This window comes from Pseudonocardia kunmingensis (assembly GCF_006716445.1).
Taxonomy (GTDB): domain Bacteria; phylum Actinomycetota; class Actinomycetes; order Mycobacteriales; family Pseudonocardiaceae; genus Pseudonocardia; species Pseudonocardia kunmingensis.
Genome location: NZ_VFPA01000002.1, coordinates 1,552,043 through 1,566,035 on the forward strand (window position 1 = coordinate 1,552,043; position 13,993 = coordinate 1,566,035).

Consider the following 13,993-nt stretch of genomic DNA (forward strand, 5'->3'; position numbering starts at 1 on the left):
TCCAGGGTCGGGACGGGCGCGGTCAGCCGACCGTCGCCAGCGCGTGCGGGGCGATGTCGACGCGCACCGGGACACCGGCGTCGAGCGTGAGCAGCTCGCCGTCGAGCTGCAGGGGGAGCGGCTTGAGCGTCCGGAACGCGTAGTGCGCCGCGGTGGGCTGCGGGCCCAGGCCCCGGGTCGCCGCCCGGATCGCGACGCCGAGGATCCGCCACTTCGCGGTGTGCGGCAGCGTGATCACCTCGAAGCGGCCGTCGTCGGGGCGCCCCGACTCGCTCAGGACGGCGTACTTGGCCATCTCGGCGATGTTGGCGAACAGCAGGCTGTCGAACCGGCGCCGGCTGCCGTCCTCGAGCGCGATCGTGAACGGGCGGAACCGCGCGAACGTCCGCACGACCGACACGATCTCGCGCAGCGAGCCCTTGCCGCCCTTCTCGAGGTCGATCGCGACCACGGGCGTCAGGCCCATGCCGATGTAGGAGTGGGCGTAGCGGGTGGACGCGTCGTCGCCCTCGCCGATGGTGAGTCGGAGCAGGTCGATGCGGCGGACCTCGCCGGCGACGATCGCGTCGACCAGCGGGCGCTCGGCGGTGACCCGGCGGTGGTCGTTGGCGTTGCCTGCCGCCTTCACGGCGCAGACCGCGTCCTGGCTGCCCGACTGCGCGACTCCGTCGACGACCTCGTTGTAGCCGCCGTCACCGCTCACCGACACGATCAGCGGGCGCCCGCGGCGCGCCGCATCGGCCGCCAGCTCGCGGGCGTGCCCCGCGCGTTCGGTCGGGCGCATCTCCACGGGGACCTCGGGCAGCCGCTGCGCGAGCTCGGTCTGCAGCTCCTCGGCCGCGCGCGGTGCGTCACCGGTGCTCTGCGGGTTGAAGACCACGACGATCCGGTCGAACGGACTCTCCCGCGCCGCTGCTCGCGACACCGTGCCCTCCCGAGGTGGAGCTGGTCGTCCTGTCTGCACGTCACCGGTCACGGCGGCGACTACCCCGGCGTGCCGCTCCCGACACCGCGCGGATCATCACACACGAAACGCGAGGAGCCCGCCCCGGCGTGCGGGACGGGCTCCTGGTGCGAGCGGTTGCTCAGATGACGCGGACGCCGGTGGCCTGGGGGCCCTTGGCGCCCTGGCCGATCGTGAAGTCCACGCGCTGGCCCTCGTCGAGGCTCCGGAAGCCGGAGGCGTCGATCTCGGAGTAGTGCACGAAGACGTCAGCGCCGCCGTCGTCCTGGCTGATGAAGCCGAAGCCCTTCTCGCCGTTGAACCACTTGACGGTTCCCTGTGCCATGAATCTGCTCCTCGCAGGTCTATCTGGTGGCCCCACACCGTGCGGGACCGGTCGGCCACGGTGGGCCCCCGCGAGCGTCGTGCTGACGCCCGGGCGGTGACCACCGACTGTTCCTGCGGGCGTGCGAAACACGAGCACCGAAACTGTACGACCTGACACCTACAACTCCCGAGGTGCCGGATGTGTTCCGGTCTCCGCGAGATTTTTTCGGCCGGATGCCTCCGGCGGGTCCCGCGGGGCCGCTCCGGGGCCGGCGTCCGAGCTGTCGCCGCAGGTGGGAGGCACCTTCGTTCGTAATGTTCGCTCTCCTACGAAGTTGTGAAACTTTTGGCCATCGAGGTCGATACGCTGCCTGGTGTGACCTCCGACCCGGCCCGCGGCGTCCTCGTGCGGATCCGCGCCGTCCTCCCGTCCCTGCGGCCGGCCCAGCGCCGGGTCGCCGAGGCCGTGCTGCGGGACCCGGCCGGCTCCGCGGAGCTGCCGATCGGCCGCCTCGCCCAGCAGTGCGCGACGTCCGCGGCCACCGTGATGCGGTTCTGCCGGTCGGCCGGCTTCCGCGGGTACCCCGAGCTGCGGCTCGCGCTTGCCCGGGAGACCGGCCGGGAGGACGCGGGTGACGGGGTCGCGCTGTCGCCGGACATCGACCCCGGCGACTCGCTCGCCGAGGTCGTCGCCAAGATCGCGTTCACCGACGCCGCCGCGGTGCAGGACACCGCCGCCACCCTCGACCTCGACGCGCTCGCCGCCGCGGTGGACGCCGTGGCCGCCGCCCGCAGGGTGGACGTCTACGGGCTCGGCGCGAGCGGGTTCGTGGGGCAGGACCTGCAGCAGAAGCTGCACCGCATCGGCCTGCTGGCGTTCGCATGGCCCGACCCGCACGCCGCGCTGACGTCGGCGGCCCTGCTGGACACCGACTCGGTGGCGATCGCCATCTCGCACACGGGCACCACGACCGACACCGTCGACGCGCTGCGCGTCGCCCGCGAGTCCGGCGCCCGCACCGTCGCGGTCACGAACTTCGTGCCCTCGCCGCTGACCGGCTGCGCCGACCTGGTCCTGGCCACGGCGGCGCGCGAGACGACCTTCCGGTCCGGCGCGATGGCCAGCCGGATCGCCCAGCTCGCGGTGATCGACTGCCTCTTCGTCGGCGTGGCCCAACGCTCCTACGACCGCACGATCGACCGCCTGACCCGCACGCACCGCGCGGTGCAGTCGCGGCGGGGATGAGTACGGGAGCAGATGTTCTGTCGGGCATATGATTAGGGCATGACCGACTACGGGCACCCGCTGCTCTTCGGGTCCTTCCTCACCCCCGCCGCCGCCGACCCCGAGCGGACGGTCGGTCACGCGGTCCTCTCCGAGCAGCTCGGCCTGGACCTGGTGACCTTCCAGGACCACCCCTACCAGCCGGCCTTCCTCGACACCTGGACGTTGCTGAGCTACGTCGCCGCCCGCACCCGCACCGTCGGGCTGGCCGCGAACGTGGCGAACCTGCCGCTGCGCCCGCCCGCGGTGCTCGCCCGCAGCGTCGCCGCGCTCGACCGGCTCAGCGGTGGCCGCGTCGAGCTCGGCCTCGGGGCCGGGGCGTTCTGGGAGGCGATCGAGGCGATGGGCGGGCGCCGCCTGCCCGGCGGGCACGGCGTTCGTGCGCTGGAGGAGGCCGTCGAGGTCATCCGCCAGGTGTGGGACACCGGGAGTCGCGGCGGCGTGCGCGTCGACGGCGAGTTCCACCGCGTGGTCGGCGCGAAGAGGGGCCCGGCGCCCGCCCACGACGTCGGGATCTGGCTCGGTGCCTACAAGCCGCGCATGCTCGGCGTGGTCGGGCGCCGCGCCGACGGGTGGCTGCCGTCCCTGAGCTACCTGCAGCCCGGCGACCTCGCCGCGGGCAACGCGCGCATCGACGAGGCCGCGCACGAGGCCGGCCGGTCCCCGCGCGCCGTCCGCAGGCTGCTCAACGTCAGCGGCCGGTTCACCGCGGCCGGCAGCGGTCCGCTCGCCGGCCCGCCGGCGCAGTGGGCGCAGGAGCTGGCCGACCTCGCGCTGGGCGACGGGATCAGCGCGTTCATCCTCGCCTCCGACGACCCCGACGACCTGCGCCGCTTCGCGCAGGAGGTCGCCCCGGCCGTGCGGGAGCTGGTCGACGCCGAACGCGCCGGTGCTGCGCCGCGAGCCGCGGGCGTGACCCCGCAGGTGGCACGCGGCGCCTTCGCCGTCGTTCCCACCGCGGACGACGGCACCCGGCGCAGCAGCACCCGGGTCTGGGACGAGTCGGCTCGGCCCGCCGGGCCCGCGCCGGACCCGGACCGCACCTACACGCCGCACGAGCTGGCATCCGGACGGCACCTCGTGGACGTCCACGACCAGCTGCGCGCCGAGCTCGCCCGCCTCCACGACCTGATCGACCAGGTCGCCGCGGGCCTCGTGGACGCAGGCACGGCGCGCTCGCACATCAACACGATGACCATGCGGCAGAACAAGTGGACGCTGGGCACCTACTGCGAGTCCTACTGCCGCATCGTCACCACGCACCACACCATCGAGGACCACGGCCTGTTCCCGCACCTGCGCCGGGCCGACGCCCGGTTGGCACCGGTGATCGACCGGCTCGAGCAGGAGCACCACGCCATCCACGACGTGCTCGAGGGCGTCGACAGGGCGCTGGTCTCGTTCGTCGCCACCGCCGACGGCACCGCCGAGCTGCGCGCCGCGGTCGACCTGCTCACCGACACCCTGCTGTCGCACCTGGCCTACGAGGAGCGCGAGCTGGTGGAGCCGATCGCCCGGCTCGGCACCGGCTGACCGGCGGTCGGTTCCCCTACCCCTGCCCGCTCAATACCCCTGTCCGGTCAACACCCCTGCCCGGTCAAACCCAGTGCCTGCAGCCGCAGCGCCAGCCGGGAACGCGGCGACGCGAGGTCCACCGGCGCGACCTCGCCGATGCGGCGCATCCGGTGGCGCAGCGTGTTGGGGTGGATGTGGAGCGCCGCTGCGGCGGCCTTCGGGTCTCCCGGGTGGTCGAGCCAGGCGGACAACGTCTCGACGTAGCGGGTCCCGTGGTCGCGGTCGTGCGCCACCAGCGCGGGGAGGGGGCCGCCGAGCAGGCCGTCGGCGACGCGGACGGCGGCGCGGGCGCGCGCGACGACGACGGCGTCCCAGGCGTCCTCGATCCGGACGACGGGCGCGTCGAGCAGCCCGGCGGCCTGCAGGCGCAGGAGCTCCGCCGCCTCGGCGCGGGACTGCGGGAGATCGTCGCGCTCGGCGGCGCGGCCCCCCACCGCCGCGGTGAGGTCGGCGTCGTTCGGGTTGACGCCCTCGACGACGGCGCGCAACCAGGGCAGCGTGCCCGCCGCCCGCGGGTCGCCCTGTCCGGTGCCGCCCTGTCCGGTGCCGCCCTGTCCGGTGCCGCCCGGTTCGGTGAGGAGGCCGAAGACGGTGCCGTCGACGTCGGTGAGCAGGGGGTGCTGCCACCCGTAGCGGTGGCTGATCGCCGTCCACAGGTCCAGCCGGGCATCCACCGCGCTCGTGGCGGGCGGAACGCCGAGCGCCACCACCCGCCACGGGGGATCGGGGAGCCACGGATCGGCGGCTCCGGTGGCCACCCCGGTCAGCACGGTTCGGAGGTGGTCGATGGAGGCGCGGCGGGTGGCGCCGGTCTGGGCGCGCAGGCGCAGCAGGTGCAACGCGAGGACGGAGGTGGCGCGGGTCAGCTGGTCGACGCGGTCGGGGTCCACCGGGCCGGGGACGACCGCCCAGATCGATCCCAGCCACTCCCCACCGGCCCGCACGGGCAGGACCAGCCGTGGCTTGGTGCCCTCGGGCCCGTCGGCGACGTAGATGGGCTCGTCCGAGCGGGCGAGCCTGCGGAACACCCCGCGCGCCCGGAAGTGCGCGAGGACCGGTTCGGGCACGCGCCGCCCGACGATGGTCGAGACCCGCGCGGGGTCGGTGGACTCCTGGCGACCGGAGTACGCCAGCACCCGGGACTGGGCGTCCTCGATCGTGACGGGCGCGTCGAGGATCGCGGCGGCCGCGTCGGCGAGGGCGAACAGCTCGCCGTGCACGCCGGCGTCGGGGAGCACCGCCGTGCCCGGGGTCCGGTCGAACACGCCGCGCAGCATCCAGACCAGGTGCGCCCAGGAGGCGTGGGGCGCCAGCTCGACCACCGCGATGCCGACCCGTTCGGCGGTGGCGACGACGGCCTCGCTGCCACCCAGCGGCGCCCGGAGGATCACACCGCCCGCGCCGGCCTCCGCCACCTGCTCGACGAGGCGGGCGGCCTGCCCGGGGTCGCCCGCGCCGACGCCGAGCACGAGGTCCCCCGGCAGCCCGAGCACCCCCTCGGCCGGCTCGGCGAGGGTGAGGTCCGCGACCTCGGCCCCGTCACCCTCGGCCACGAGGCGCAGGAGCGCCGAGCCGACGGCATCGACGAGTGCGGGGATCCCGATCATCCGCTCATTCTGCCGCCTGCGCGCTGCGGCCGTTGTGCCACCGGCACTATCACGAAGTCCGGGATTGTCGCGCCACGACGACGGCGACGCCGGCACGCCGGTCCATCATGGGGGGAGTAGGTCGGATCGTGAGAGGAGTCCCCGATGGGCCGGACGGCTGCTGCCCCCGAGCGTGTCGCTGTGATCGGTGCCGGGATGGTCGGCCTGGCCACCGCCTGGTTCCTCCAGGAACGCGGGGTGTCGGTCACGGTGCTGGACCGCCGTGGGGTCGCCGCAGGGTCGTCGTGGGGCAACGCCGGGTGGCTCACGCCCGGTATCGCCACCCCGCTCCCCGAGCCCGCGGTGCTGCGCTACGGGCTGCGCGCGGTGCTCAGCCCCTCCTCGCCGGTCTACGTGCCGCCGAGCGCGGATCCGCAGCTGCTGCGCTTCCTCACCGGGTTCGCGCGGCACAGCACCGCGGCCCGGTGGGAGACCGCCATGCAGGCGCTGATCCCGGTCAACCGCCGTGCCCTGGACGCCTTCGACGCGCTCACCGACGGCCACGTCGGGGAGACGGTGGAGGCCAAGTCGTTCCTCGCCGCCTACCGCGGCGAGTCCGAGCGCACCACGCTGCTCGAGGAGCTCCGCCACATCGACGAGGCGGGCCTGCCGATCGAGTTCGACGTGCTCACCGGGGCCGAGGCGCGCGAGGTCGAGCCGTCGCTGTCGGGCGAGATCAGCACGGCCATCCAGCTGCACGGCCAGCGCTACATCGACCCGGGGCGCTTCGTGCACCAGCTCGCGGACTCGGTGCGGGAACGCGGCGGCGAGATCCGCGACGACGCCCGGATCGTCGGGCTGCACGACCGCGGCGAGGTCGTGGTGGAGACGGCGGGGGGCGCGGCCGAGACCTTCGACGCCGCGGTGATCGCCACCGGTGCCTGGCTGAACTCCCTGGCCCGCCCGTTCGGCGTGCGCACCCTCGTGCAGGCCGGTCGCGGGTACAGCTTCAGCGTCCCGATCGAGCACCTCCCGTCCGGGCCGGTCTACTTCCCCGCGCAGCGCGTGGCCTGCACGCCCGTGGGGGAGCGCCTCCGGGTGGCCGGGATGATGGAGTTCCGCGCCCCGGACGCCCCGCTCGACCCGCGCCGGATCCAGGCCATCACCGACGCCGCGCGTCCCCTGCTGCGCGGCGCCGACTTCGACGCACGGGTCGACGAGTGGGTCGGCGCCCGGCCCTGCACCCCCGACGGGCTCCCGCTGGTGGGCGCGACATCCTCGTCGCGGGTGTTCGTCGCGGGCGGGCACGGGATGTGGGGCATCACGCTCGGACCGATCACCGGGCAGCTGCTCGCGGAGACCATCGCCACCGGTCGGCGCCCGGTCGAGCTCGCGCCGTTCGACCCGCTGCGGCGCTAGTGTCCCCCGCCGGGAGTCCGCTGGGTGAGTCGGTGGATCCAGGTTCTCGCTGCGTGTGCCGGGCGGCGGGCCTCGTACCGGGTGTACTCGGGTCGTCGACCGGTGCGCGCAGCGTGGAGCTGGGCCGCCGAATTGTTCGGCGGACTTCCGGTGGGGGGCACTAGGCCCGCCCCCGGGGGTGGGGGCCGGTAGTAGACCTCAGGCGGGCCGTGCGGCCAGCAGGACCGGGCACGGCGCGTGCTGGACGGCGCTGCAGCCGACCAGCCCGACGCGGGCCGGTATCCGCGGGCGCGGACCGCCGAGGACGAGCAGGTCGGCCTCGAGCTCCTCACCGACCAGCTCGTGCGGGCGCACCCGCAGCAGGCGCGGCAGGACGGTGAGGCCGGGGACGTCCGCGCCGAGCCGCTCCACGGCCGCGTCCAGCACGCGGTGGCCGCGTGCGAGGGCCTCGGTCAGCCCGACGCTGCGCTCGCCGAACGAGAGCGGCACGCCGTGCACCGGCACGACGACGGCGTCGAGCGCGGCGGCCGCCGCGGCGGCCTCGGTGAGCACGGCCGCGTCGGAGGGGAGGTCGCGGACCGCGGCCACGACCCGCGCCGTGCCCGGCCGCGGATGCGCGTCGTGCGGCCCGGCGACGAGGACGTTGCGGCCGGCGAGGGTGGCGACGAGGCCGATGCGGTCCTCGACCGGTCCGGGGACCGGCTCGATCCGCACGCTGCGCCCGGAGCGCCGGCAGAGCTCGACCATCCACGCGGGCACGTCGGGGACGCCGGCGACGACGACCATCCCGCCGTCGTCGGCAGCGGGGCGCGGGGTCGGGAACGGGGCGAGCGCGGTGCTGCGCTGGCTCATCCAGGGACTCCCTCTCGGCGGCGGGTTCGCTCGCGAGCGACGGTGCACCTCGGGTTCCCGCTGGAGAAGGGTACTGGCCGGTCATCACCCGGAAAGGGCAGGGCTTGCACCCTCGGGGCCACGGTCCTCGCGCTCGGTGAGGGGGCCCGCTGCTACGCCCTGGTGCTGAGCTCCCGGACGTAGGCGAGGTCGTCGCGCACGCGCTCGCGCAGCGGCAGCGTCGTGGAGAAGTCCTCCAGCGACACCCAGCCGTCGTAGCCGGCGCCGGCGAGGGCGTCGAAGAGCCGGTCGAGCGCGGCGGCGCCCTCCCGCACCGGCGCCCACTCCCACGTCCATGGCGGGGAGGCGTCCGGCGCGGGGCGCAGCACCGCGTTCTTCACGTGGACGTGGGCGAGGTGCTCGCCGAGGATCTCCAGGCACCACGGGTCGTGCTCGTAGCCCTCGCGCAGCATGTTGCCGACGTCGTGGATCACGCCGACGGCCCGCGGGTCGACGCCGTCGAGGAACCGCGCGGCGGCCGAGGCGCTCGCGACCAGGCTCTGGTGGTGCAGCTCGAGCAGCGCCTGCACCCCGTGCCGCAGTGCCAGCTCCGCGACCGCCCCGTACTCCTCGCGACGCCGGGCGAACGTCTCCCGGTAGCCCTCCGGTCCGGGCGCCCCGACCTGCACCCGCATCCGGGGCACGCCGAGCGCCGCGGCACCGCGCATCAGGCTCTCCACGGTCTCCAGGTCGTCACAGCGGACGTACGGGCCGATCGCGGGCATCTCGAGGCCCGCTCCGCGGGTGAGCGCGGCGATCCGCGGGACGTCGCGCTCGAAGCTCGACGCGGGCCACGTGCACCGGTTGCCGCTCCAGAACCCCGGCGGCTCCCCGGTGGGCGGGTCGTCGGCGACGCGCCACTCGATCCCGTCGAACCCGAGGGCCGCGAGTTCGGCGACGGCCTGCTCGGGCGTCCACTCGGGCAGGCTCACCGTGCACACGGAAACCTTCACCGCAGCGACCCCCACCGCACGGCCTTCCGGCTCCCGCCGTCACCGCATCCCGAGATCGCGCACCGCACGCGCGTGATCCTGCCACCGCGACCGTCGCGACGGGGATCGCCGAGAGATCGGTCTCACCCGGTCGGTACGTGATCATCACCGGCCCGGGCGCGCTTCTCGTCCGGCCGGGTGGCGCAGCGTCGGCACCCTTGCGGCGGCCACACCCGCGAGCGATCATCAGCGCACCGACGGGAGGCGGGCGGTCGCACAGCGTCAACGACAGCAGGGTCAACGACAACAGCGTCGACAACGGCGTCGACGACAAGAGAGCGTCAACGGGCGCCGGCGCCGACGGTGGCCGCGTCAGCTGCGTCTGGTGGGCCGTGGGGCGGCCCGCCGAAGGGGAGGCGTCATGTCGACCGACCAGGAGTACTCCGGTGACTACGGGTACGACCTCGCGCACGAGGTCCCCGCGGGTGCCGACGGCCCGTCCGTCCGGCCACGCAGGCTGCCCGTCGTCGCCCTGACCGGCACGCCGTTCGAGGTGGACCCGCACGGTGACCTGGGGTACGACTCGGCCCACGGGGGCTGAGCGCCCACCGGTTCCGCGGTCCGGTCACCCGGCGCTCGCGCGGCCCCATCCCTCGGCCGCCAGCCGGTAGCGCAACTGCTGCTCGCTGGAGTCCTCGTACTCCTGCGGCGTCAGGTAGATCGTGCGGGTGCCGTCGCTGACCCGGACGATGTCGCCGCGCGCCCCGTCGGGTGCCGGATGGCCGAGCGGGTTCTGCAGGAGCCGGGTGACGTCGAGCGGCCCGGTCACCGCGCGACCCCCGCGCCGGCCCGCGGTTCGGTGAACAGCACATGGACATTCTGCACCCGGAACGCGAACACCGGGACAATGCCGGGGGTGCCACGCCGGCACGGGAACCGCCACGGCGGGCCGCGGCCGGTGACCGGCGAGGGGAATCGTCGGCATTCGTCCCTTTTGGGGCCCACGTCGGTGAACCCGGGGTGAACCGGGCCGCCCCCGCCGCGTTCCGCCCGCCACCGATCCGGCTAACGTCGATCACGTCGGGATCGATAGCTGGATGCCGGCGTTCACCGTCCGTGTCGACGGGCGCTGTCCGACGGGCGCTGTCGGCGCGTGACGTCGGCGGGACTGGACGTCACCGGTGGGGCGCGCCGGTGAGGGGGGAAGAAGGACGTGAGGGACGAGATGTCTGAGACCGGGTTCGACGTCGTCATCGTGGGCGGTGGCCCGGCGGGGTGCATCCTGGCGAACCGCCTGAGCGCGGACTCGTCGGTGCGGGTGCTGGTGCTCGAGGCGGGTGGCCCCGACCACTGGTGGGACCTGCGCATCCAGCTGCCGCTCGCGATGGGCTTCCCGGTCGGGCACCGCAGCTTCGACTGGCGTTACGAGTCGGAACCGGAGCCGGGTCTCGGATCGCGGCGGCTGCACCACCCGCGGGGCAAGGTGCTGGGCGGCTCGAGCTCCATCAACGGGATGATCTACCAGCGCGGGCACCGGGCGGACTACGACCGGTGGGGCGCCGAGTCCGGCTCCGCCACCTGGGACTACGCCCACTGCGAGCCCTACTTCCGCAGGCTCGAGGGCAGCGTGGGCGAGCCGCGCGGCACCGGCCGCGGCCGCAGCGGCCCGCAGGCCCTGCACCGCGGCCCCGCGGAGGGCCCGATCTTCGACGCGTTCTTCGAGGCCGCGCAGCAGGCCGGGTACGCGGTCGTGCCGGACATCAACGACGACGCCCAGGAGGGCTTCTCGCCCCTGGACCAGGCCGTCCGGGGCGGCAAGCGCAACTCGGCGGCGGCCGCCTACCTGCACCCCGTGGAGGACCGGCCCAACCTCGAGGTGCGTTGTCACGCCGCGGTCAGCAAGGTCCTGTTCGAGGGCACCCGCGCGGTGGGCGTGCGCTACCGCGACAAGAACGGTGTGGCGCACGACGTCCACAGCGCCGAGGTCATCCTGTCCGGCGGGGCGATCGCCACGCCGCAGCTGCTGCAGCTGTCCGGTGTCGGGGACGCCGAGCACCTGCGCGGGCTCGGCCTGCCCGTGGTGCACCACCTGCCGGGCGTGGGCGAGTCGCTGCAGGACCACCTGGCCGTGCACGTGCAGCACACCTGCATCCAGCCGGTCTCGATGTCGCCCATCCGCAACAAGGCGCGCTGGCCCGGCGTCGTCCTCGACGCCGTGCTGTTCGGCAAGGGCCCCGGCACGCGCAACCCGATGCAGGCCGGCGGCTTCGTGCGCAGCGACTTCGCCGACGGCGAGCCCGACCTGATGTTCCTGCTGGCGCCGCTCGCGATGCACAGCGCGGACGACTCGGTCGAGGTCTCGGCGCACGGCTACCAGATGCACGTCGGCGTCATGCAGTCCGCGGCGCGCGGGTCGGTCAAGATCACCTCGCCGATCCCGGCGGTGCACCCGAGGATCGTGCTCAACTTCCTGTCCGACCGGACCGACGAGAAGCGCTGGGTCAACGGCATCCAGCGGGCGCGCGAGCTGCTCGGCCAGCCCGCGTTCCGGCACCTGGACGGCGGGGAGACGCTGCCCGGCCCGGGGGTGCGCACCGACCAGGAGATCCTCGCGTGGGTGCGTCGCACCGCCCGTGCCGGCCTGCACGTCGCGGGCAGCGCGCCGATGGGGCGCGGGGAGCGCGCGGTGGTGGACCCGGACACGATGCGCGTGCACGGCGTCGAGGGGCTGCGCGTCGTCGACGCGTCGGTGATGCCGTCGCTGACCAACGCCAACACGCTCGCCCCGACGATGATGATCGCCGAGAAGGCGGCGGACATCATCCTCGGCAACGCCCCGCTGGCGCCGAGGGAGCCCGCCCGGCCGACGGTCGTGCCGGCGCCCGTCGTGCCGCCGGTGGCGCCCGGGTCCTCGCAGGTGGCGTCGCTGTTCGCGGAGACGAGGTGAGCAGCGCCGTCCGGGGGTGATCTCGGCGAACACGTAAGCGCTTCCGTTCTTGACACTTGCTGCAATGGTTTGCAGAGTGAGGTCAGCGGCGACGGGAGCAGCATGGCGGTCACGATCCACGAGGTGGCGAAGGGCGCCGACGTGTCGGTGTCGACGGTGTCGCGGGCGTTCACGATGCCCGAGATGGTGAACGCGGCGACCCGCCGGAAGGTGCTGCAGGTGGCCGAGGAGCTCGGCTACCAGCCCAACCGCGCGGCTCGCGGCCTCGTCACGGGCAAGACCGGCAACATCGGCGTCGTCGTGCCCGACGTGGCGAACCCGTTCTTCTCGGCGATGCTGAAGGGGTGCACCGCGCGCGCCCGCGAGGTCCGGCACGTGGTCTTCCTCGCCGACGCCGCGGAGGACCCGCGCGTCGAGGCCGAGGTGGTGGGCGCCATGGCCAAGCAGGTGGACGGCGTGGTGCTCTGCTCGCCGCGGATGCAGTCCGAGCACCTGGAGCGGCTGGTGGGCACCACGCCGATCGTGCTGATCAACCGCGACGAGGCGGGCCTTCCCGCCGTCCTGATGGACTCCGCCGACGGGGCTCGGCAGGCGCTGGAGCACCTGGCCGCGCTGGGGCACCGCCGCGTCGCCCACCTGACGGGCCCGCCCGCCTCGTGGGCGGGGGAGCAGCGACGGGACGGGGTACGGGCGGCGGCCGCGGCGGGCGACGTCGAGACCGTCGAGCTCGGCCCGTTCCCGCCGACGTTCCAGGGCGGCGTGCAGGCCGCCGACCTCGCGCTGGCCCGCGGCGTCACCGCGGTGCTGGCCTTCAACGACCTCATGGCGGTGGGTGTGCTCAACCGACTGGCCGCGCGCGGCGTGTCCGTGCCCGGTGACATCAGCGTGACCGGCTTCGACGACATCGAGATGTCCGCGATGACGACCGAGCCGCTCACGACCGTGCGGATGCCGATGGAGGCCGCCGGACGCGCCGCCGTCGACCTGCTGCTCGACGGGCTCGACGCCCCGGAGCCCCGCGACGGCGTCCCGACGCACCGGTGGCTGGGCACCCAGCTCATCGTGCGGTCGACGACGGCCCCGCCGCGCGAGGGCACGACGGACGGCGACACCGCCACCCGCGCGCTGGTCGGCCGGTGACGGCGGTGGCACGGCTGGATCTCGACGCGCTGCCCGGTCTCGCTGCCGCCCAGCGCCCGCTGGTCGACCCGCGGTCGCTGGGCACCGGCATCGTGCACCTCGGCATCGGCGCCTTCCACCGCGCCCACCAGGCCGTCTTCACCGAGGAGGCCGTCGCGGCCGCGGGCGGCGACTGGGGCATCTGCGGGGTCAGCCAGCGCAGCCGGGGGGTGGTCGACCAGCTGCGTCCGCAGGACGGGCTCTACTCCGTGCTCGAGCGCGGGGAGCGCACCTCGCTGCGCGTGGCCGGCGCCGTGCGCGACCTGCTGTTCGCCGCCGAGGAGGGGGAGCGGCTGCAGGCCCTGCTCGCCGCGCCCACCACCCGGCTGGTCACGCTCACCGTCACCGAGAAGGGCTACCGCCACGACCCGGCGACCGGCCGGCTGCGCCGCGCCGACCCGGACGTGGCCGCCGACCTCGCGGGCGAGGGGCTGCCGCGCACCGTGGTGGGTCAGCTGGCGCGCGGGCTGGCCGCCCGCCGGGCCGCCGACGCGGGCCCGGTCACGCTGCTGTCGTGTGACAACCTGCCGGCCAACGGCGCGGTGCTGCGCGGGCTCGTCGGCGACTTCTGCGCGGCGCTCCCGGCGGCCGAGGGCGAGCCCCTCGCCGCGTGGATCGCCGAGTCGGTGCGCTTCCCCTCCTCGATGGTCGACCGGATCGTGCCGGCCACCACCGACGACGACCGCGCGGAGGTCGCGCGGCTGCTCGGGTGCGACGACCACGGCGTCGTCGTCACCGAGCCGTTCCGCCAGTGGGTGGTGGAGGACGACTTCCCCGGCGGGCGCCCGGCGTGGGAGCGCGCGGGAGCCGTGCTCACGGGCGACGTCGCGCCGTACGAGGCGATGAAGCTGCGCCTGCTGAACGGCAGCCACTCGACGCTCGCCTACCTGGGCGCGCTGGCCGGGCACG

Annotated in this window: 13 protein-coding genes; 7 read left to right on the forward strand and 6 right to left on the reverse strand. The window is 74.7% G+C overall.

The features are described from left to right. Positions 1-22: 22 nt before the first annotated feature. Together FB558_RS22970 and FB558_RS22975 are read right to left on the reverse strand one after the other, a co-directional pair. On the reverse strand, positions 23-925 hold the full coding sequence (locus FB558_RS22970) for a diacylglycerol/lipid kinase family protein (protein WP_142056458.1): 903 nt from the start codon (positions 923-925) through the stop codon (positions 23-25). A gap of 160 nt (positions 926-1,085) precedes the next feature. After that, positions 1,086-1,289 carry a cold-shock protein gene (locus FB558_RS22975; RefSeq protein WP_142056459.1) on the reverse strand — a complete coding sequence of 68 codons (204 nt, stop codon included), beginning with the start codon at positions 1,287-1,289 and terminating at the stop codon, positions 1,086-1,088. Between the two features lie 357 nt (positions 1,290-1,646). Here FB558_RS22975 and FB558_RS22980 point away from each other — a divergent pair, with 357 nt between their 5' ends. After that, a complete protein-coding gene (locus FB558_RS22980; protein ID WP_246106679.1) occupies positions 1,647-2,516 on the forward strand; it encodes a MurR/RpiR family transcriptional regulator in 870 nt (289 codons plus the stop codon). A 39-nt stretch (positions 2,517-2,555) separates the two neighbouring features. Next, the gene (locus FB558_RS22985; RefSeq protein ID WP_142056460.1) at positions 2,556-4,088 is read left to right on the forward strand and encodes an LLM class flavin-dependent oxidoreductase; all 1,533 of its coding nucleotides are present in this window, start codon (positions 2,556-2,558) and stop codon (positions 4,086-4,088) included. Positions 4,089-4,135: 47 nt separating this feature from the next. On the opposite strand, the gene FB558_RS22990 is transcribed toward FB558_RS22985, so the two are convergent. Beyond that, positions 4,136-5,737 carry a PucR family transcriptional regulator gene (locus tag FB558_RS22990; RefSeq protein WP_142056461.1) on the reverse strand — a complete coding sequence of 534 codons (1,602 nt, stop codon included), beginning with the start codon at positions 5,735-5,737 and terminating at the stop codon, positions 4,136-4,138. A 144-nt stretch (positions 5,738-5,881) separates the two neighbouring features. On the opposite strand from FB558_RS22990, the gene FB558_RS22995 reads away from it, so the two are divergent. After that, positions 5,882-7,135 (forward strand): NAD(P)/FAD-dependent oxidoreductase, encoded by a 1,254-nt coding sequence (locus FB558_RS22995; RefSeq protein ID WP_142056462.1) that lies wholly within the window; start codon positions 5,882-5,884, stop codon positions 7,133-7,135. Positions 7,136-7,333: 198 nt separating this feature from the next. Here FB558_RS22995 and FB558_RS23000 read toward each other — a convergent pair whose 3' ends face one another. Together FB558_RS23000 and FB558_RS23005 are read right to left on the reverse strand one after the other, a co-directional pair. Beyond that, a complete protein-coding gene (locus FB558_RS23000) occupies positions 7,334-7,987 on the reverse strand; it encodes a universal stress protein (RefSeq protein ID WP_142056463.1) in 654 nt (217 codons plus the stop codon). Positions 7,988-8,139: 152 nt separating this feature from the next. Continuing rightward, positions 8,140-8,958 (reverse strand): sugar phosphate isomerase/epimerase family protein, encoded by an 819-nt coding sequence (locus FB558_RS23005; protein ID WP_211366742.1) that lies wholly within the window; start codon positions 8,956-8,958, stop codon positions 8,140-8,142. A 421-nt stretch (positions 8,959-9,379) separates the two neighbouring features. Between FB558_RS23005 and FB558_RS23010 the strand changes: the two genes are divergently transcribed. Next, the gene (locus FB558_RS23010; RefSeq protein ID WP_142056465.1) at positions 9,380-9,559 is read left to right on the forward strand and encodes a hypothetical protein; all 180 of its coding nucleotides are present in this window, start codon (positions 9,380-9,382) and stop codon (positions 9,557-9,559) included. A 24-nt stretch (positions 9,560-9,583) separates the two neighbouring features. Here the strand turns inward: FB558_RS23010 and FB558_RS23015 are convergent, their stop codons facing one another. Beyond that, positions 9,584-9,787 carry a hypothetical protein gene (locus tag FB558_RS23015; protein ID WP_142056466.1) on the reverse strand — a complete coding sequence of 68 codons (204 nt, stop codon included), beginning with the start codon at positions 9,785-9,787 and terminating at the stop codon, positions 9,584-9,586. Between the two features lie 396 nt (positions 9,788-10,183). Here FB558_RS23015 and FB558_RS23020 point away from each other — a divergent pair, with 396 nt between their 5' ends. From FB558_RS23020 to FB558_RS23030, 3 genes are all read left to right on the forward strand, one after another. Further along, complete coding sequence (locus tag FB558_RS23020; protein ID WP_142056467.1) at positions 10,184-11,905, forward strand: choline dehydrogenase; 1,722 nt, start codon at positions 10,184-10,186, stop codon at positions 11,903-11,905. A 102-nt stretch (positions 11,906-12,007) separates the two neighbouring features. Further along, positions 12,008-13,045 carry a LacI family DNA-binding transcriptional regulator gene (locus FB558_RS23025; RefSeq protein ID WP_142056468.1) on the forward strand — a complete coding sequence of 346 codons (1,038 nt, stop codon included), beginning with the start codon at positions 12,008-12,010 and terminating at the stop codon, positions 13,043-13,045. Positions 13,046-13,050: 5 nt separating this feature from the next. Then, positions 13,051-13,993, forward strand: a 943-nt coding sequence (locus FB558_RS23030; RefSeq protein WP_246106680.1) for a mannitol dehydrogenase family protein, incomplete at its 3' end; no start/stop codon positions are given.

Bases quoted from the DNA above. Each gene is read 5' to 3' on its own strand.
- FB558_RS22975 (WP_142056459.1), bottom strand. From the start codon at position 1,289: ATGGCACAGGGAACCGTCAAGTGGTTCAACGGCGAGAAGGGCTTCGGC.
- FB558_RS22985 (WP_142056460.1), top strand. From the start codon at position 2,556: ATGACCGACTACGGGCACCCGCTGCTCTTCGGGTCCTTCCTCACCCCC.
- FB558_RS22990 (WP_142056461.1), bottom strand. From the start codon at position 5,737: ATGATCGGGATCCCCGCACTCGTCGATGCCGTCGGCTCGGCGCTCCTG.
- FB558_RS22995 (WP_142056462.1), top strand. From the start codon at position 5,882: ATGGGCCGGACGGCTGCTGCCCCCGAGCGTGTCGCTGTGATCGGTGCC.
- FB558_RS23000 (WP_142056463.1), bottom strand. From the start codon at position 7,987: ATGAGCCAGCGCAGCACCGCGCTCGCCCCGTTCCCGACCCCGCGCCCC.
- FB558_RS23010 (WP_142056465.1), top strand. From the start codon at position 9,380: ATGTCGACCGACCAGGAGTACTCCGGTGACTACGGGTACGACCTCGCG.
- FB558_RS23020 (WP_142056467.1), top strand. From the start codon at position 10,184: ATGTCTGAGACCGGGTTCGACGTCGTCATCGTGGGCGGTGGCCCGGCG.
- FB558_RS23025 (WP_142056468.1), top strand. From the start codon at position 12,008: ATGGCGGTCACGATCCACGAGGTGGCGAAGGGCGCCGACGTGTCGGTG.